Origin of the sequence: Roseburia inulinivorans DSM 16841, from assembly GCF_000174195.1 — a bacterium.
GTDB lineage: Bacteria > Bacillota > Clostridia > Lachnospirales > Lachnospiraceae > Roseburia > Roseburia inulinivorans.
This window is the reverse complement of the sequence record NZ_ACFY01000016.1, coordinates 1-17,965: the sequence shown is the minus strand read 5'-3', so window position 1 is coordinate 17,965 and position 17,965 is coordinate 1. Positions and strand designations below refer to the sequence as shown.

General features: G+C 42.7%; 15 protein-coding genes and 2 pseudogenes. 3 read left to right on the top strand and 14 right to left on the bottom strand.

Features of this window, described 5'->3' with window-relative positions; genetic code table 11:
* Positions 1-135: 135 nt before the first annotated feature.
* From ROSEINA2194_RS01365 to hisA, 4 genes and pseudogenes are all read right to left on the bottom strand, one after another.
* Positions 136-1,350 (bottom strand): LL-diaminopimelate aminotransferase, encoded by a 1,215-nt coding sequence (locus ROSEINA2194_RS01365; RefSeq protein WP_044926830.1) that lies wholly within the window; start codon positions 1,348-1,350, stop codon positions 136-138.
* A gap of 254 nt (positions 1,351-1,604) precedes the next feature.
* Positions 1,605-2,153, bottom strand: coding sequence for an ANTAR domain-containing response regulator (locus ROSEINA2194_RS01360; RefSeq protein WP_007882473.1), 549 nt, complete (start codon positions 2,151-2,153; stop codon positions 1,605-1,607).
* A gap of 19 nt (positions 2,154-2,172) precedes the next feature.
* Positions 2,173-3,504 carry a type I glutamate--ammonia ligase gene (glnA, locus tag ROSEINA2194_RS01355; protein WP_021922839.1) on the bottom strand — a complete coding sequence of 444 codons (1,332 nt, stop codon included), beginning with the start codon at positions 3,502-3,504 and terminating at the stop codon, positions 2,173-2,175.
* Positions 3,505-3,540: 36 nt separating this feature from the next.
* A pseudogene (hisA, locus tag ROSEINA2194_RS23405) lies at positions 3,541-4,318 on the bottom strand (phosphoribosylformimino-5-aminoimidazole carboxamide ribotide isomerase).
* A 366-nt stretch (positions 4,319-4,684) separates the two neighbouring features.
* Here hisA and guaB point away from each other — a divergent pair.
* Positions 4,685-6,139, top strand: coding sequence for an IMP dehydrogenase (gene guaB, locus ROSEINA2194_RS01345; RefSeq protein ID WP_007882463.1), 1,455 nt, complete (start codon positions 4,685-4,687; stop codon positions 6,137-6,139).
* A gap of 43 nt (positions 6,140-6,182) precedes the next feature.
* The gene (locus ROSEINA2194_RS01340; RefSeq protein WP_044926818.1) at positions 6,183-7,451 is read left to right on the top strand and encodes an HlyC/CorC family transporter; all 1,269 of its coding nucleotides are present in this window, start codon (positions 6,183-6,185) and stop codon (positions 7,449-7,451) included.
* Here the strand turns inward: ROSEINA2194_RS01340 and ROSEINA2194_RS01335 are convergent.
* From ROSEINA2194_RS01335 to ROSEINA2194_RS01300, 8 genes are read right to left on the bottom strand one after another with little or no spacing between them, the layout of a single operon-like run.
* Positions 7,448-8,038, bottom strand: coding sequence for a hypothetical protein (locus ROSEINA2194_RS01335; protein ID WP_007882455.1), 591 nt, complete (start codon positions 8,036-8,038; stop codon positions 7,448-7,450). The two genes, ROSEINA2194_RS01340 and ROSEINA2194_RS01335, sit on opposite strands and share 4 nt — an antisense overlap.
* Positions 8,025-8,495: a hypothetical protein gene (locus ROSEINA2194_RS01330; protein WP_007882454.1), complete on the bottom strand. Its 471-nt coding sequence runs from the start codon at positions 8,493-8,495 to the stop codon at positions 8,025-8,027. The genes ROSEINA2194_RS01335 and ROSEINA2194_RS01330 overlap by 14 nt, the downstream gene beginning before the upstream one ends.
* Positions 8,471-8,680 carry a hypothetical protein gene (locus ROSEINA2194_RS01325; RefSeq protein ID WP_007882452.1) on the bottom strand — a complete coding sequence of 70 codons (210 nt, stop codon included), beginning with the start codon at positions 8,678-8,680 and terminating at the stop codon, positions 8,471-8,473. Before ROSEINA2194_RS01325 ends, ROSEINA2194_RS01330 begins: the two co-directional genes overlap by 25 nt.
* A 43-nt stretch (positions 8,681-8,723) precedes the next feature.
* Complete coding sequence (locus ROSEINA2194_RS01320) at positions 8,724-9,173, bottom strand: hypothetical protein (protein ID WP_007882449.1); 450 nt, start codon at positions 9,171-9,173, stop codon at positions 8,724-8,726.
* A 56-nt stretch (positions 9,174-9,229) separates the two neighbouring features.
* Entirely contained in the window at positions 9,230-10,873 is a 1,644-nt protein-coding gene (locus tag ROSEINA2194_RS01315) for a hypothetical protein (RefSeq protein WP_007882448.1), read from the bottom strand.
* Complete coding sequence (locus ROSEINA2194_RS01310; RefSeq protein WP_007882446.1) at positions 10,860-12,473, bottom strand: ATPase, T2SS/T4P/T4SS family; 1,614 nt, start codon at positions 12,471-12,473, stop codon at positions 10,860-10,862. The genes ROSEINA2194_RS01315 and ROSEINA2194_RS01310 overlap by 14 nt, the downstream gene beginning before the upstream one ends.
* Complete coding sequence (locus tag ROSEINA2194_RS01305) at positions 12,442-13,287, bottom strand: CpaE/TadZ family protein (protein WP_172727029.1); 846 nt, start codon at positions 13,285-13,287, stop codon at positions 12,442-12,444. Before ROSEINA2194_RS01305 ends, ROSEINA2194_RS01310 begins: the two co-directional genes overlap by 32 nt.
* On the bottom strand, positions 13,284-13,943 hold the full coding sequence (locus tag ROSEINA2194_RS01300) for a hypothetical protein (protein WP_007882443.1): 660 nt from the start codon (positions 13,941-13,943) through the stop codon (positions 13,284-13,286). The genes ROSEINA2194_RS01305 and ROSEINA2194_RS01300 overlap by 4 nt, the downstream gene beginning before the upstream one ends.
* Before the next feature lie 221 nt (positions 13,944-14,164).
* On the opposite strand from ROSEINA2194_RS01300, the gene ROSEINA2194_RS01295 reads away from it, so the two are divergent.
* The gene (locus ROSEINA2194_RS01295; protein WP_044926826.1) at positions 14,165-15,037 is read left to right on the top strand and encodes a DegV family protein; all 873 of its coding nucleotides are present in this window, start codon (positions 14,165-14,167) and stop codon (positions 15,035-15,037) included.
* Positions 15,038-15,130: 93 nt separating this feature from the next.
* Here ROSEINA2194_RS01295 and ROSEINA2194_RS01290 read toward each other — a convergent pair.
* Together ROSEINA2194_RS01290 and ROSEINA2194_RS01285 are read right to left on the bottom strand one after the other, a co-directional pair.
* Positions 15,131-17,588, bottom strand: a pseudogene (locus ROSEINA2194_RS01290) (ATP-dependent DNA helicase).
* A 140-nt stretch (positions 17,589-17,728) separates the two neighbouring features.
* Entirely contained in the window at positions 17,729-17,956 is a 228-nt protein-coding gene (locus ROSEINA2194_RS01285; RefSeq protein WP_044926824.1) for an HPr family phosphocarrier protein, read from the bottom strand.
* Positions 17,957-17,965: the final 9 nt, after the last annotated feature.

Below are 17,965 nucleotides of genomic sequence, written 5' to 3'. Positions count from 1 at the left end.
TCCTATTTCGTCTGTACCGTTTTTCTTTTCATAAACCTATAAAATTCTGACTTGTGAAAGGACGCTTATATCTGCCCTTCAAGCTCTAGGAAAGCACTACAAAATCTGCTGCTCCACGGTAAGTTAAACTCTGGTTTACATCTTCTTAATGCGCTCCAGCGCAGCCAGTGTATTCTCATAACTTCCAAATGCAGTCAGTCTGAAGTATCCCTCACCGCTTGGTCCAAATCCGGAACCCGGAGTACCAACAACATTTGCATTCTCTAACAGATAATCAAAGAACTCCCAGGATGTCATCTCACCCGGTGTCTTTAACCAGATATATGGTGCATTAACACCGCCGAATACGGTATAACCGGCATCCTTTAACCCCTGTTTGATGGTCTTTGCATTATTCATATAATAAGCAACCTGCTCTTTTAACTGTGCTTTTCCGGCTTCTGAATAAACTGCCTCTCCAGCACGCTGCTGGATATATGGTGCACCGTTGAACTTCGTTCCATGACGTCTTGCCCACATTGCATTCAAGGAAACGTCACCACATTTCAATTCCTTTGGAACAACCGTATAGCCCAAACGTACTCCGGTAAATCCAGCGTTTTTCGAAAAGCTCTTCAACTCGATCGCACATGTTTTGGCGCCCTTACACTCATAAATCGTGTGCGCTACATTGTCCTCTGAAATATATGCTTCATATGCTGCATCATAAATGATCACAGCTCCATTTTTGTTTGCATAATCTACCCACACCTGAAGCTCGTCTTTTGTGATGGTGGTTCCGGTCGGGTTGTTTGGCAGACAGAGATAAATAATGTCTGGTGTCTCCTTTGGAAGTTCCGGCACAAAATTATTTTCCATTGTGCAAGGCATATAAATGACATTGCTCCATGTCTCTGTCTTTGTATCGTATTCGCCTGTTCTTCCTGCCATAACATTGGAATCTACATAAACCGGATATACAGGATCACACACCGCAATGCGGTTATCCACAGAAAAAATCTCCTGAATATTTCCGGAATCACTCTTTGCTCCATCGGAAACAAAAATCTCATCCGTAGAGATATCGCATCCTCTTGCCTGATAATCATTTTTTGCAATCGCACTTCTCAGGAACTCATAACCCAGATCTGGTGCATATCCGTGAAAAGTAGCAGCATTTCCCATTTCATCTACTGCCTTGTGCATTGCATCGATAATCGCTGGTGCGATTGGCTGTGTCACGTCACCAATTCCAAGACGGATAATATTTTTATCTGGGTTTGCCTGGCTGAATGCACTTACTTTCTTTGCAATCGTGCTGAACAGATAGCTTCCCGGAAGCTTCTGATAATTGTCATTTACTTTGAACATAATCTCTTCCTCCATCATGATCGCTGTTTTTTCTTTTTACAGCATAACAATTTTCCTTTAAACTTTGCTTTAGTATAGCATTGATGTATGACAGTTGCAAGTATTTTTGTTTACCAGGAATCAATTATTTTTCTCAAAAATACCGTTTTTTCAGCTATACTTAAAATTTTTTCACAGCGTTTTTTCAGACAACAAAACCCCCGGCAAAGATTTTATCTTATGTCAGGGGTATTCTGTTTCATTGGATAAAAAGTTTATGCGAGCAGCAAACTTAGAATCATCTGAGCTGTTTCTGTCAGACCGGTTCCATTATCCATGCTCCGCTTTTGAATATAGCGATGTGCTTCCTCTTCTGTCATATTATTTCGCTCCATCAAAAGTGCCTTTGCCTCAGCGATCATTTCCTGTTCATCTTTTGAGCGCTGCTTTGGTTTTTCCCTCTGCTTTTTCCGACGTCTCGTGATTGTGTAATCCATCATTTCAACAGTCTGCAGTAATTCGTGAACCTTCAGCGGTGTCGACAGACAGACAATATTTTCCAGATCACGCTCCCCGCAATTTGCAGGCGACGCAACTAACAGCATTTCAAATTGATCCGGCAGATACTCATGCAGTTCTGTGTACATCATATCCACAAATCGGTAGCCACAAATGACAATGCCCCCACCCAATTCATTGGCACTCTGCAGTGCCTGGGAACCTGTAGAGCAGACTGCATCCACATGAAATCCATTCTGCAGCAAAATTTTCTTCAGGTTTTGGGCTGTCTCCTGTTTGGGAAATGCAACAATAATATTGTTCAAAATCTAATCCTGCTTTTGATCAAATTTTATAAAGATATTTTTCGATTTCCCACGCGGTTACCTGTGCACGGTAATCAGCCCATTCTGCTTTCTTTGCTTCCAGATATTTTTCTGTGATATGCTCGCCTAAAACATTCTTGATATAATCATCTTTTTCCAATTCTTCCACTGCCTGTTCCAAATCACCCGGCAGAGATTCGATTCCAAGCTTTGCCTTCTGTGACAGACGCATCTCAAATACATTTTCTGTCACTGCATCCGGCGGTGTGATCTGATTGCGGATTCCATCGAGTCCGGCTTCCAGGCACGCTGCTAAAACCAGATACGGATTGGCTGCCGGATCAGGGCAGCGAAGTTCCACTCTCGTACCAACTCCTCTGGCGGCTGGAATACGGATCAGCGGACTGCGGTTCGTTGCTGACCACGCAATGTAAATTGGTGCTTCATACCCAGGAACAAGTCGTTTGTAAGAATTCACCAGCGGATTAGTGATCACTGTCATTCCCTTCATATGCTTGATAATTCCACCGATAAACCAGAACGCCTCTTTGCTGAGTCCCATCTCTCCCTCCGGGTCGGCAAAAATATTTTTACCATCCTTAGCCAATGACATATTGACATGCATGCCGGAGCCATTGATCCCATATTTTGGTTTTGGCATAAAACTTGCAAACATTCCGTGCCTCTTTGCGATTGTCTTTACCGCAAGCTTAAATGTCATGATGTTATCTGCTGTTTTCAATGCCTCATCATAACGGAAATCAATCTCATGCTGTGCCGGTGCCACTTCATGATGCGAAGCTTCAATCTCAAATCCCATATCTTCCAGCGTAAGCACCATGTCTCGTCTGGCATTTTCCCCAAGATCGACCGGTCCCAGATCAAAATACCCTGCGCGCTCATTACTTTCTGTTGTCGGCTGACCCTCATTATTCTGATCAAACAAGAAAAATTCACACTCCGGTCCCACATCAAACTGGTATCCCATCTGTGCTGCATCAGCGACCGCCTTCTTTAAAACATATCTCGGATCACCGGAAAAAGGCTGTCTGTCTGCCGTATAAATATCACAGATAATTCTGGCTACCTTTCCCTGCTGTGGTCTCCATGGAAAAATGCAGAATGTATCAAGATCCGGATACAGATACATATCAGACTCCTCAATTCTCACAAATCCCTCAATAGAAGATCCATCAAACATACATTCATTATTCAAAGCCTTCTCTAACTGGCTTGAGGTGACTGCCACATTTTTTAATGTGCCAAACATATCCGTAAACTGCAGACGGATAAATTCTACATCCTCATCTTCTACCATTCGGATAATATCCTGCTTTGTGTACTTGCTCATAATCCAATCCTCCAACATTTATATTTATTTACTTTGTCATTCCCGACAGAATTCTTTTACCTTTTCATAGGACATTGTCCCGCCAAAAAGATCCAATGCACTGCCAATCGTAACATTTAACCTGTTTTTTCCCAGTTTTCTTAGCTTTGTAAGATCATCAAAATTTCCAACGCCTCCGGCATAAGTCACCGGAATTTTTCCCCAGCTTCCTAACAACCGGACAAGTTCCTCTTCAATGCCACTTGCCTTTCCCTCCACATCTACTGCATGTACTAAAAATTCATCACAGTAACCTGCAAGCTGCTCTAACAAATCTTCTGTGATCATCTGCTCTGTGAACCTCTGCCAGCGGTCTGTCACAATATAATACTTTCCATCTTTTTTCCTGCAGCTTAAATCTAAAACCAGATGCTCTTTTCCAACCGCATTCCGAAGCTTTTTTTAATCGATCCATCTGAATCTTTCCATCACAGAATACATAAGACGTGACAATGACATGACTTGCTCCTGCTGTAAGAAATTCTTCTGCATTTTCATCCGTAATGCCGCCGCCAACCTGCAGACCTCCCGGATACGCCTGTAACGCACCCATCGCCTGTTTCTTTGTCGCTTCGTAATATTCGCTGTCTCTCGCATTTAATAAAATAATATGACCACCGCGAAAACCTTCTTTTTTATAAAGATTTGCATAAAAAACTGCATCCTGTCCAGAAACAAAATTTTCGTCTGCCATATTCCCTTCATCTTTTAAGCTGCCACCGACAATCTGCTTTACCTTTCCGTTATGAATGTCAATGCATGGTCGAAATTCCATTTTTTCACTCCAATTTTTACCTTATTACAAGTGTGTGTTTTTCTTCTGACAAACACACCTTTTGCATAAAATAGAACAACGTTTCCTAATTTACATAAAAAAGGCAACGTGACCCCTTTTGTAGCCCCGTTGCCTTTTTCATCATATCACACCGAAAATCATTTGTGAATACCTTTATCATGATTCTTCCTATTAGCCTTTGTTTTCTTTTTTATAAGCGTTGCTAATGCGTTTGTTTATTTTATAAATCTATACTTATATATTATTGACATTATGTATTTTTTTTGCTATGATACAGAACAATTACCTTAATATATAATTATTTTAAAATAACACATCATGATGAAGAAAGAGAGGATCTAAAAAATGGGTACAATTATCGGTGATGGAATTACTTTTGATGACGTATTATTAGTTCCGCAGTATTCAGAAGTAACACCTAATATGATCGAATTAACAACACACCTTACAAAAAAAATCGTTTTAAATATTCCAATGATGAGTGCAGCAATGGATACTGTAACAGAGCACCGCATGGCGATCGCCATGGCTCGACAGGGCGGTATCGGTATCATCCACAAGAACATGTCCATTCAGGCACAGGCAGAGGAAGTTGACAAAGTAAAACGTTCAGAGAATGGTGTTATCACAGATCCATTTTTCCTTTCTCCGGAACACACTTTACAGGATGCTGAAGATCTCATGAGAAAGTTCCGTATCTCCGGCGTTCCGATCTGTGAGGGTGGCAAATTAGTTGGTATTATCACAAACCGTGACTTAAAATTCGAGACAGATTTCACAAAAAAAATCAGTGAGAGCATGACCTCTGAAGGTCTTATCACAGCTCCGGAAGGAATCACTTTAGACGAAGCAAAGAAAATTCTTGCAAAAGCCAGAAAAGAAAAACTTCCGATCGTAGACAAAGACTTCCATTTAAAAGGACTTATCACCATTAAGGATATTGAGAAACAGATCAAATACCCACTCTCAGCCAAAGATGATCTCGGCCGTCTTCTCTGTGGCGCCGGCGTTGGTATCACAGGAAATATGATGGAACGTGTCGATGCTTTGGTAAAAGCCCACGTTGATGTGATCGTGGTTGACTCTGCACATGGTCATTCCCGCAATATCTTAGAGGCAGTCAAGAAAATCAAAGCTGCCTACCCTGACTTACAGGTGATTGCAGGAAACGTTGCCACCGGTGCTGCTACCCGTGACCTGATCAAGGCCGGAGCTGACGCAGTGAAAGTTGGTATCGGACCTGGTTCTATCTGTACCACACGAGTTGTTGCCGGTATTGGTGTTCCTCAGATCACAGCTATCATGGACTGCTACGCTGCTGCAAAAGAGTACGGTATCCCGGTTATCGCCGATGGCGGTATCAAATACTCCGGTGATATGACAAAAGCTCTTGCTGCCGGTGCTAACGTATGTATGATGGGAAGTCTCTTTGCAGGATGTGATGAAGCTCCTGGTACTTTCGAATTATATCAGGGAAGAAAATACAAAGTTTACCGTGGTATGGGCTCTCTCGCCGCTATGGAAAACGGCAGCAAAGACCGTTACTTCCAGGAAGGTGCTAAAAAATTAGTACCAGAAGGTGTCGAAGGACGTGTTGCTTACAAGGGAACACTTGAGGACACTGTTTTCCAGATGATCGGTGGTATCCGTTCCGGTATGGGCTACTGCGGCTGCCCAACGATCGAAGACCTGAAAGAAAAAGGTCAGTTTGTCAAGATCTCTGCTGCAGCATTACGTGAAAGTCATCCACATGACATTCACATTACAAAGGAAGCGCCAAACTACAGTATCGAAGAATAGTTTCCGCTTCTTAATCATAGTTTATTAGATGAGGTGAATATTTTTGGACTCGGGTTCCATATTTCAGATTATTATTTTAATCATTCTGCTTTTACTTTCCGCATTTTTTTCTTCTGCGGAGACTGCACTTACGACCGTAAACCGGATCCGTATGCGCTCTCTCGCAGAAGACGGGAATTCCCGTGCGGCATGCGTACTTAAAGTTACCGATGACTCCGGTAAAATGTTAAGTGCAATCTTAATCGGAAACAATATTGTCAATCTTTCTGCATCTTCCATTGCAACTTCTCTTGCTCTGGATTTGTGGGGAAGTGTTGGTGCCGGAATCGCAACCGGTATTCTGACACTGTTGATTTTGATTTTCGGGGAAATTTCTCCAAAAACAATTGCAGCCATTAATGCAGAAAAAATATCTCTTTCCTATTGCAACATCATTTACTGGCTGATGAAACTTCTCACTCCGGTCATTTTTATTTTAAATAAACTTTCCATTGCATTCTTATTCCTTCTGCGTGTTGATCCGAATGCAAAAGACAAAGCCATGACCGAAGAAGAACTGCGAACCATTGTTGATGTCGGAAAAGAAACCGGCGTTATTGAATCAGAGGAACATGAGATGATCAATAACGTATTCGATTTCGGTGATGCCCAGGCAAAAGAGGTCATGGTACCTCGAATTGATATGACATTTGCAAATATCGACTGCACTTACGATGAACTGATTGAAATATTCAAAGAAGACAAATTTACACGTCTTCCGGTTTACAAAGACACTACCGATAATGTCATCGGTATCATCAACATGAAAGATCTGCTGCTTTATAAAGACCGGGAACATTTCTCTATTCAGGACATTATGCGGGAACCATATTTTACATATGAGCATAAAAATACCGCAGAGCTTTTTATGGAAATGCGTAAATCTTCCATTTCCCTTGCCATCGTCCTTGATGAGTACGGTGCTACTGCCGGGCTTATCACTCTCGAAGATCTCTTAGAAGAGATCGTGGGTGAAATCCGTGATGAGTACGATACCGATGAGGAAGATCCGATCGTAAAATTAAGCGACCGGGAATATCTTGTCCTCGGTTCTACAAATCTGGAAGATTTGTGTGAAAAGCTTGATCTTGATTTTGAATCCGATGATTATGACACCATCGGCGGTTATCTGATCGGCTTATTAGATCATCTTCCGGAAAAAAATGAGATCATTATTACAGATGATGATGTACTGCTCCGTGTGGAACAGATGGATAAAAACCGTATTGAAAAAATATACATCAAAAAACCTGAACCAAAGGAAGAGGCTTAGTCCTCTTCCTTTTTTACAAGTTCTGCCCCACTAAGCGCATAACGTATCTCATCGAGATCAAACATTTTCGTCCATGGATACCGCTCGGTATCCGGCATTTCCAGAAAAGTGTAAAATCCATGATTTTTCAGATTCTGTGCCCATTCCTCATGTTCCGTTTCCGGGAACAGCATCAGATATGCCATATCAGTAAGCTTTGACCTTTGATTTGTGATGTTCTCCATCTGCATTTGAATCTTCCTGCTCTCCTCCACGGATAAACTTTTCCCCTTCTCATTTACCAGTTTTCGCAAAAGAACAAGTTCCTTTAAGTTTTCCTTTTCTGTCTCTCCTGTCAGATCCAGCACATAGGCAGTCTGCTCAAAAAATCGGTTCTGTACTTTCTCTTCATCTATTTTCAGGCTGCCATCCCAGTACTCCTCCTGCAGCTGATCAGTCAGCGCATCATCTGCTGCCCGGTCAAAAATCCGGTTGTACTCCTCCATGGTATACTGTGCCTCCATCGTATAGCGGAATCGCAGATCTGTATACAATATCATGCCACAGAAAAGTACCGAAAATAAGATACACCAGTTAGAAATCTTCATACCGTACTGTGCCTCCATATAAAACATTGACCGAAGAATCCCTGCTTCCCACGAAATTCATCCATTCCTTCTTCTTTATGATCGCCACTTTCAGATAATCCCCACGTTCAAATTCATACACACGATTTTTCTCCAATTCGGCTAACATATCTTTTTCATCAAAGAAAATACTCTCATAGGAATAGTCTCCCTGCTCCAGTACAATGTCTTTCTGCTCCCGATACATATGCACCTCATAAATACCTGAAGCGGCAGATATTTCTTTATAAAACTGCTGATACATTTCCATCGTCAAAAAACCGGTATTGCAAATGCTGTCCACAAACTCTGTATTGACCGTCAAAAGATACATCTGTTCTGCTGATTTTGCCCGCTCACTCATGTACAAAAGCGGCATCCCCATAAACACCGCTGCTGCAAATAAAATTGCAGTCACTCTTCCAAATATTTCATCCATCCAAACACATCACTCTCTTTTTCTGAAATTCTCTGTACCGTAATGGTTCTCTGCTCCATCATCCGCTCTTCCACCGTCTGTTCCAACGCTTCACTGCTGTCCACCACCTGCAAGGCTGACTCCATTGCGATCAGAAACATCACAAGCACAGCTCCCATCAACAACCCCTGCAATCCTTCTTCCATTGCTGGCCTCCTGTCTTTTTGTACTCTCCGGATACACTGCGTACTATACCTGTGCGAACACGATCCCGATGATCGTGCCATTCACATCCTTTACGATACTGCCCTGAAAGCGTGCAGTCGGATTGATATACTTGTCACTTGCCACATCCTGCGCATTTTTGTAGCTGTTATCTAATGCTTTTCCCAGCTCCCCCTTATCCACGTCAAAATTATAATTGTAGTACGTTTTATTTTTATTCGTCTGTACAAGAATTCCCATTGTCTCATCACTGAATTTCCTGATGACATTCAGCACTTCGCTTCCTGACACTTCCGTGCCGTCATACATTGTTTTGGACGCATCCGTAAACTCCGCCTGCAGCTGATTGATCTGCCCAGTTCCCTCCGAGGCAGTATCTCTCGCCTCTCTTGCAATATAAAATCCGAGACTGATAATAATGCAGGTAATGATAATTCCTGCTGCAAGCATTAATCCTTTTAAACTATTTTCCATGATCGATACCTTCCTTTTTCATTTTAATTTCATTTATTTTCGTATAACACTTTTCCCTAAAAAAATCCCGTCATGCTCTGGCTGTATGCATGAAGTTCGCTTAATCCCTCCGCCACAAACGGCACGACCAGCTTTAATATAATGAGTAAAAACATCGGCAGATACGCTGCCATTTTTGCCAGTGCAATGCATTCTCCCTGATAATTCCTCCGCTCTTCCATATTCTTCTTCAAAAAATATTCGCGTTCGTCTTCAAGGTTTAAAAACGCTTCCTCCACAGGCAGTTCCTCGCAAAACTCCAGTGCATCACAGATTCTCTGTACCGGTTCATCCGGGATCTCCTGTTTTAATTTTTGAAGTGATCTGATCCGGTCATAAGAAAAATGATCCACTGCTTCTGCCATCTGGCTTTGAAAGAGAACCGCAAAATTCTCCATCTGGGATAAAATTTCTTCCACCGTTGTCTTCTCATAATGAATGAGCAAAAGCACTACCGTCTGCAGTCTCAGACATTCACTCATCCTTTTTTCCCTAGACTTCCACTGTTCTGCCACCAAAAAAAGTTCCGGAATCTGAAACGCCAGAATTGATACCACAACAATAAATAAAATGTGATACCAGGCAATCCGAATTCCCTGATATGCCCTCACCTGTAGAAAAAGTGCCTTCACAAATTCTTCCGCCCCCTGCACACTTTCTGTTAAAGAAAGCTCCTGCTTTAACTCCTCCCAGACTGCTAACTGCTCCAGATGCTCTTTAAATGCCTCCTGGTCCATTTTAAACGTTTCAGGCACCACTTGTGCGACCAGCTCCTGATATTGTTTCTTTACCTGTTCCTGCGCTCTCTCCGGCAGCATCATAAGCTGATAAGACGGAATTTTTATCTGTGTCAGGATCTGGGAACGCTCTGCATTCTGATACACCGTGAGAAACAATACGCTTCCAAGCAATGCCGCTGCAAAAAAGCAGACCTTTTTCATCAGAAAAGCCCTGACATTTCCAAATCCCTGCAACTGTTTGATCTGTTCATTTTTCTTCAGACATTTTGTATAATGCCGACTGACATAGACATCCAGTAAATATGCCATCCATGGAAACTGTAACAGCCACTTTTCCAGCCGGTACCGGTCTTTTTGTTCCTCATCCGGCAGAAACAGCCATAGGATAAGTCCATAAATTCCAATCGTTGCCACGAACAGGAGCACTGTTGTCAACATTCCATAGCTGCCATAATAATAAGCGGACAGTCCCTCTGAAACCCGGATTGCCCAGAGCCTCACAACCGGCAGGAAGCAGACCGGAAGGACGGAAAGAACATCAAGCCCTGTAAAACCATGCATTTTCGACTTGCAGAGCAGGAGATTTTCGCGTATTTCCTCTTTCAGATACTGCAGATTTCTCTGAAAGACAGAATATCCATCCGAAAGCATATCTCCATCCTCCCGGATGACCGCACACATTGCGCCATAGATACGCACATAGGAATGTTCTGTGGGAAGTGTGACCGTATGTGACTCCTCCACTTCTGCCACTGCCTCCTCAATATTTTTCTGTTTTCCGTAAGTGGCCGATAACTCTGACAGATAATGTTCAAACTTCTCCTCCTGTGAGACCGTCTTTATCCAAAGCCGCTTTTTTCGGTCATACCGGATAAATACAAGCAGAAGAATGACATACAAAATGCCCTCAAATATCCACATTGAAAAATGCCTCCTTCTCTTCCTTCGTCAGCCATTTCACCATTTCTGCCCGTGTCGTCTCGCTGATGGTATGCAGCTTCACGTACCGTTCCCCGTCAAAACGTACAAGTTCCACGATCCGGTATCCCTCCGGACTTTCCGTGTCAGGCACGATCTCACTGATCCTCTCGATATAGCGCTGTCCCTCTCTGCTCATGTGCAGGTGCACATCAAAACGTACCACTTCCGTCACCTGTTCTAATGCAACTCTCTCCGACTGAAAACTGCCCTCCTTCAACAGACTGTTCCGAAGTGACAGCAGAAGACTTCTCGTACTTTTTGCATGGTGCGTAAAAATCGTAAACAGAGAACCTGTCTGTCCGCTCTCGATCATCCATGACGCCACTTTTGCACTGACAACCTCTCCGATAATGCTCACGGCTCCGTCTGTTTTTTTCTGTACTTCCAGAGCCTCCTGTCCGCCAATTCCACCGTGTTCCATCATCCCCGCTGTTTCGCGGAACGTCACAATATTTCTGTTTTGATAGCGCTCCCTCAAATGCAGTTCAAATGCCAGTTCTAACACACGAATGGTATATTCCTCCGGGATCTCTCCGACCATCGCAGTGAGCAATGTTGTCTTACCACAGCCCTGCATTCCGGTGACCGCCGTCACCTGACAGCCCTTCATGAGCCATTTTAAAAGTTCGACCGGGATTTCTGCATGTCCGCCTGTCACAAGCTGCTGTAACGAGACTTCCGGGATATTGTCGAGTTTACGGATAAAAAACATCCAGTTCTCCGCAAAATCCGGTCTGGCAACTACAACTCTGGCATGATCTGCCATCTCATGAACGAGATATCCTTTCTTTCGTGAAATTTCTCCCGGCTGATGATATCTGCAAAGATTTCTGGAAATCCGCTCCATCTCTTCCTCCCGCTCAAAATCCAGAAACGGCAGCCAGACACTTCTTCCATGATAAAAAATCCATGCACTGTGATACGTCCCCTCTTTTCCGGACACACCGCCGGAAACACCGTCGATCTTCATGTCGCGTAGCTCATCGATTGCACCAAGCCCTTTATAGTAAGCATAAATCTTCCTGCTCAAAAGCTCGATCTGCTCAATGAACTTCAATTTTCTTCCGCAGACTCCATAAACATGCTCAATCTGCTCCTCCGTGATCACATTTTCCGTTCCTGACAATAAGCCGTGTTCCTCGATCAGTTTTTCCATTGCTCCGCTGCCATACTGTTCTTTATACAGAAACAGCAGAATATCAAATCTGACCGCCGCCTGCCTGCTGCCTTTTTCCGAAAAGAAAAATGTATGCTTTATCATCTCTTCATCCATCTTCATTCCGTTTAACAGAAATTCCTGAATAAAAGAAATCAAATACTCTTTTACCTGTAAATTTCCGGTTCCGGCTTCTTTTAAATATCTGCGGAGTTCTTCCTTCTGCCTTAAAAGCCGGAAGGTCTGTTTTTCGTCCAGTTTTAATTCATAAAGATTTCTCCGCAGGATACGGTTCACATGTTCACTCACCCGCTCCACAAGTTCCTGTCTTGTGATCTCCTGCTGTTTTCCTTCAAACAATTCCAGACTGCCTGTCTCTTCCACTGACAACCTGCCCGCCTCCCCTCTTATCAGACCGCTCCAGGATCATCTGCACGGTATGCTCTAACTCTGTGAAAAAATTTTCCCTCATATCTGTCGGAAGTAACAGTCTCCTGCCACGGATATACCTGTCTAATTTTCCCTCCCGGCATGCCATCTCAAACTCAGGATTATAGGGAACTACACCAAGTTTCTCCGGTGCAATCCGATAGATTCTGTGGATATTTTTCTTATTATAGACAGCATCTTTCTGATAACTTCCGATCAGATACACCACCTTCTCCGAAACATCTGCATGCTCTGAAAAAAAATGATCTAACCCCTGGGATGTCTGACTGAAATTGACAACAATAAGATCTGCCTGCTTCATCTGCTCTTTTGTCCAGTCATTTCTTTCACTTCCACAGTCAATAAACGAAAAATCCATACTTTCATCCAGCAAACGGATCACCTGGTTTAAAACGTTTCTTGTCTCCTTCGGATAAAAATCGCAGAGCATCCGTTTCCCTTGCGGAAGGCAGAAAAGTTTTCCATCTACAACAGACTGTAAAGCCTCCTCTAAATGATGTTCCGTAAGATTACCGTATTTTCCAGCCATCAACAGATAATCCAACCCTTCTAATGCGTAGTAAGCACAGTCTTCATTCACAGTCACAGAATCCGGTCTGGAAAAATTTCCGGCAAGATCATGCGCATTCTTTTCCGCTGAAAGCATCGCTACGCGGCAGTCATGTCTCGCAACGATCATGCTTGCCGTTGCGATCATATTCGATGTTGTTCCACACGCCGCTTCCTCACTCCAGAATACGATTTTCAAAAGCATTCCCCCCTTTTTGCACGGCGGACGCCCATCAAAACCTCTTTATAATCCTGCTCTGAAATATTCCTGCACAAATGGAATAATACCTTTTCAAACTCCTTTGATAAATTTGCAAAATTCCGATATCCCTCAAACTGCATCATCAGCCTGCTGCACTCGTCAGCCTCAGAAAATGGCAAAAACAACTGTTCTAATACAAAACAGTTTTCATCCACAAAAAGTTTTCTGATTCCTCCTGCACTCATATAACTTTTGCAAAAATCCCGGAATAAAACACTGACCGGATGTTCGATATGTAAAATAAATTCCCGGTACTTTTCAATCTCGCACTTCTCACAATTCAGCGCACAGATCAATTCATCACAATCCGTGACACTTTTCTCGTCCGGCCAACTGCCTAAATTTACAATGACATAGTCATAACCTTCTGTTTTCCACAGACTGCGCTCACAAAGCGCTGTGTAATCCACATTTTTATAAGTGATCATATTCATTTTTTCATTTGGTCTTGGGATGCAAAATCGCATTTTCTGCTCAAATGAATTGTCAATGACGAGAACACTGTTCTTCATATTCTCTAAGATGCTGGCCAGATAGATACATAAATCCGTCTGTTCACAGCCAAAAATGCCAATTATCTTCTGCTTGCTCAAAATTCCTGCCTCCTAAAAATCTGCAGGGATATTCCTCGATAACTAACACTTATTTGATAAAAAAGATGTGATTATCATACTTTCTTTTTTTCAAAAAGTAAACTATCTTTTGGAAATTTATAAATATTTTAGAATTTGTATGATTTTCTTTTCTTTCTCCATAGAATCTTATATAATGGTATCAGATAATCGCAAAACAAGGAGGCTTTATGAACGGCTTTATGAAAGACTTTATTATAACAACAGACACCACGACGGATCTTCCTGCAAGTTATGTCAACGAACATCATCTCGGCATGATGTCTCTTCCATATACGATTGAAAACCAGACTTACACCTGGGAACATTCCCTTTCGGAAAAAGAATTCTATGCCATGATGCGCAATGGTTCTCTTCCAACGACCTCACAGGCAAATCCTGAGGAAGCGGAAAATCTTTTTGAAAATATTATCCGAACACAGGACGTTGACATCCTGCACATTGCATTTTCTTCCGGTCTGAGTGGTACCTATAATAGCTGCCGTCTGGCTGCCATGAACCTTGCTGAGAAATATCCCGACAATAAAATCATCGTGATCGACTCTCTCTGTGCCAGCATGGGCGAAGGACTTTTTGTTCACAAGGCAGTCATGATGAAAGAAGAGGGAAAAAGTATTGACGAGATTGCTGCATGGTTAGAGGAAAATAAACTGCATGTCGTACATAACTTTACTGTAGATGACCTTTTCCATCTTTACCGTGGCGGACGTGTATCCAAAACCGCTGCTGTAGTCGGAAGCATGATCAACCTGAAACCGATCCTCCATGTGGATAACGAAGGACACCTCATCCCGCTTTCCAAAGTCCGCGGCCGGAAAAAATCACTGATTGCCCTCGTTGACAGTATGGAAAAACAGATTGGTGCATGGCGTGACAAAAACGACATCGTGTTCATTTCGCACGGAGATTCCTTAGAGGATGCCCAGTTTGTCGCAGAACTTATTAAAAAGAGACTTGGCATTGAAAACTTTTTGATCAATCATATTGGGCCAACCATCGGCGCACATTCCGGTCCTGGTACCATTGCATTGTTCTACATGGGCGACTACCGCTAAGACACCAGAGCGATCCTGTCTGAAATAAAACAAAGGGCATATCAATATCCATGCTGTTTTCCTGAAGCTGATACTGATATGCCCTTTCAAATTTTATTGTTTTTCTTCCCAGAATTTTTCCAGATATGTTTCAACGCTGTCAACGGTACACACCAGACGTTTCTCCCACTCTTTCGGGAACAGATTCCGGTAATCACTCTGTAAAAAACGTTCATCCAAAAGTTCGATCACACCCACATCATCTATCGTCCGGATCACGCGCCCTGCAGCCTGCAATACCTTATTCATCCCCGGATAACGGTAGGCATAATCGAAGCCTTCGCCCATTCTTTTTTCATAATAATCCATCAGTATTTCCCGCTCGTTACTGATCTGTGGAAGTCCTGTTCCGACAATGACCGCACCGATCAGCTGCTCCTTTTTCAGATCGATCCCCTCACCAAAAATTCCACCCATCACACAAAATGCGATCAGTGTTTTTTCCCTCTCTGCCGAAAATTCAGCCAGAAATGCCTCTCTTTTTTCCTCATTCATTCCCGGCTCCTGAATGATAGCCTCCACGTTGCCTCCGTCCAGCTCCTGAAATACCTCATAGACCTGCTGCATCATTTTATAAGATGGGAAGAAAACCATATAATTCCTTTTTTTGTCAAGTCCGGTCTTTTTGGATATATTGTGCGATCCGTTCAAACTCACTTTGGTTTCTCCTTGTATACCGGCTGCTGACGTCGCTTCCCATAAGTAACAGACTCTGCTCCTCCGAAAAGGCTGTCTCCGCATAAACCGCATAGTTATCTTTCTTCGTGGATAACAGATTTTTATAATATTGAATCGGCAAAAAGGTAGCAGAAAAAAAGATGGCTGAATTTCCTCTGTCGATGCATTCCTGCAGATTCAGCGAAGGATCAACGCAATAAAGTTTCATCTTAAAGCGCTCATCTTCCATATGCTCTGTATAAATCACATAATGCTCATCCACGCGCTCATACATATTAATAAAATTGCGCAGTCCAAAATAAAATTCACTCACTTCTTTCCGCTCCGGGAACTCTGTGCTGCGCTGTAAAAACTCGTCCAGTTCTGACGCAAGCTTCATAAGATAAAACATCAGATTTCCAATGTTGTCATAAACCTTATACTTTTCGCACTCCCTCTTATATTCTAGTAAAATGCGGTTACAGTGGTTAAACTGCTGCTCAATCCCCGGCCGGTAACGCTTCACGATCTTCTTTACTGCCAGAAAATCCTCCTTGTAAATCTCTGCACTGTACATCTCCCTGCTGCGTTCCACCAGATTATGAGCCTCATCCACAAGGAATATATAATCTCCCCGGATCCCCTCTGCAAAAAAACGTTTCAGGTACACATTCGGGTCAAACACATAATTATAATCACAGATAATATCATCCACCCAGGATGCCACATCCAGACTCATCTCAAACGGACAGACCTGATACTTTCCTGCCTGCTCTAACAACACTTCCCGGGAAAAGACATCTTCCTGCAAAAGCAGCTGAAAAACAGCATCGTTTACCCTGTCATAATGTCCTTTTGCATATGGACAGTGTACCGGATTACACTCCATCTCATCACACATACAGAGTTTTTCTTTTGCCGTGATCTGGATAATCTTTGCCTGATATCCGCCCTTGCGCAATAATTCAAACGCTTCCCTTGCCACCGTTCCCGTGATTGTCTTTGCCGTCAGATAAAAAATACGGTCTCCAAGATTTTCTCCCACCGCTTTCACCGCCGGAAAAACAGTGGAAATCGTCTTTCCAACTCCGGTCGGCGCCTGGATAAACAGATTCTTTTTCCGTTTTATCGTGCGGTACACTCCGGCAGCGAGCTCCTTCTGCCCTTTCCGGTAAGGAAATGGGAACTGCAGTTTCTGTATGGATTCCTGCCGCAGGATCCGCCATGCATACTGAAAATCTGACCATTTCTTATAAGCCCTGATCAGATCATCAAACCATTCTTCTAAAGCTGCAAATGTAAAATCCTCATGAAAATATTTGATCTCCTCTGTATCAAGGTTTACATAAGTCATCTGAATACCAATCCGCTCTATGTCGTGCTGCAATGCAAAAATATACGCATAACACATTGCCTGTGCCTTATGGACCCTGACCGGTTCTGCCAACTGCTCTAGCTTCAGATAGACACCCTTGATCTCATCAATGACAACATTCATATCCTCCTCAATTGTCATGGAATTGAAATTACTGGAATAATCAATCTCACGTTCTGATTCCGAAGTGATCTGGATTCCATCCGCTCTTCCCTCTAATACAAGGTCATAGTTTTCTTCCCCGATCACTAATTTCAGCGGCACTTCTGCATGATAATCGCTGCCCATCCGCTTCTGGATCCTGCGGTGCATTCTGCTCCCTGCTAACATTGCTTCCGGTGAAACAGACTGTCCATGCCGGTTGTCAATGTCTCCTTCCCGGAAAATAAATTCTACAAGATTGCGTACTGAGATCTTGATCTGGCTTCTTTTTTCTTCTATTTGATTTTCTGTCTCTTTCCCTTTTTTCTCTTTACTCATACTGTCCATTATAACTGATTTTCTGATAGAAAAAAAGAAAAAGACCATGCAGACAAATATTTCAAATATACCTTTGCCCACATAGTCCTTTTCTTATGCCGGAACACATCACTTATGAGTGAAATTAATAACAGCGGAAGTTATGCAACCGCATATTTGTTCATTATATGTTCAAAACATTCATCCTGTTCGCCATATTTTACAACAAGATCTTTGCAGATTCCCAGATACAGCATGCCAAGTAACGACTTTGCATCAATTACTGCTCTATTATAACAGACGTCAATATCAAAATCACATTTTCCGGCAGCTCTTACAAAATCCTTAACCTCTTCTGTGTCAGTCAATCTGATTTTTCTTTCAATCATTTTAAACAT

What these genes read in the sequence shown, in the direction of transcription:
- ROSEINA2194_RS01365 (WP_044926830.1), bottom strand. Translation starts at nt 1,350, where the DNA reads ATGTTCAAAGTAAATGACAATTATCAGAAGCTTCCGGGAAGCTATCTG.
- glnA (WP_021922839.1), bottom strand. Translation starts at nt 3,504, where the DNA reads ATGAGCAAGTACACAAAGCAGGATATTATCCGAATGGTAGAAGATGAG.
- guaB (WP_007882463.1), top strand. Translation starts at nt 4,685, where the DNA reads ATGGGTACAATTATCGGTGATGGAATTACTTTTGATGACGTATTATTA.
- ROSEINA2194_RS01335 (WP_007882455.1), bottom strand. Translation starts at nt 8,038, where the DNA reads ATGAAGATTTCTAACTGGTGTATCTTATTTTCGGTACTTTTCTGTGGC.
- ROSEINA2194_RS01330 (WP_007882454.1), bottom strand. Translation starts at nt 8,495, where the DNA reads ATGGATGAAATATTTGGAAGAGTGACTGCAATTTTATTTGCAGCAGCG.
- ROSEINA2194_RS01325 (WP_007882452.1), bottom strand. Translation starts at nt 8,680, where the DNA reads ATGGAAGAAGGATTGCAGGGGTTGTTGATGGGAGCTGTGCTTGTGATG.
- ROSEINA2194_RS01320 (WP_007882449.1), bottom strand. Translation starts at nt 9,173, where the DNA reads ATGGAAAATAGTTTAAAAGGATTAATGCTTGCAGCAGGAATTATCATT.
- ROSEINA2194_RS01315 (WP_007882448.1), bottom strand. Translation starts at nt 10,873, where the DNA reads ATGTGGATATTTGAGGGCATTTTGTATGTCATTCTTCTGCTTGTATTT.
- ROSEINA2194_RS01295 (WP_044926826.1), top strand. Translation starts at nt 14,165, where the DNA reads ATGAAAGACTTTATTATAACAACAGACACCACGACGGATCTTCCTGCA.
- ROSEINA2194_RS01285 (WP_044926824.1), bottom strand. Translation starts at nt 17,956, where the DNA reads ATGATTGAAAGAAAAATCAGATTGACTGACACAGAAGAGGTTAAGGAT.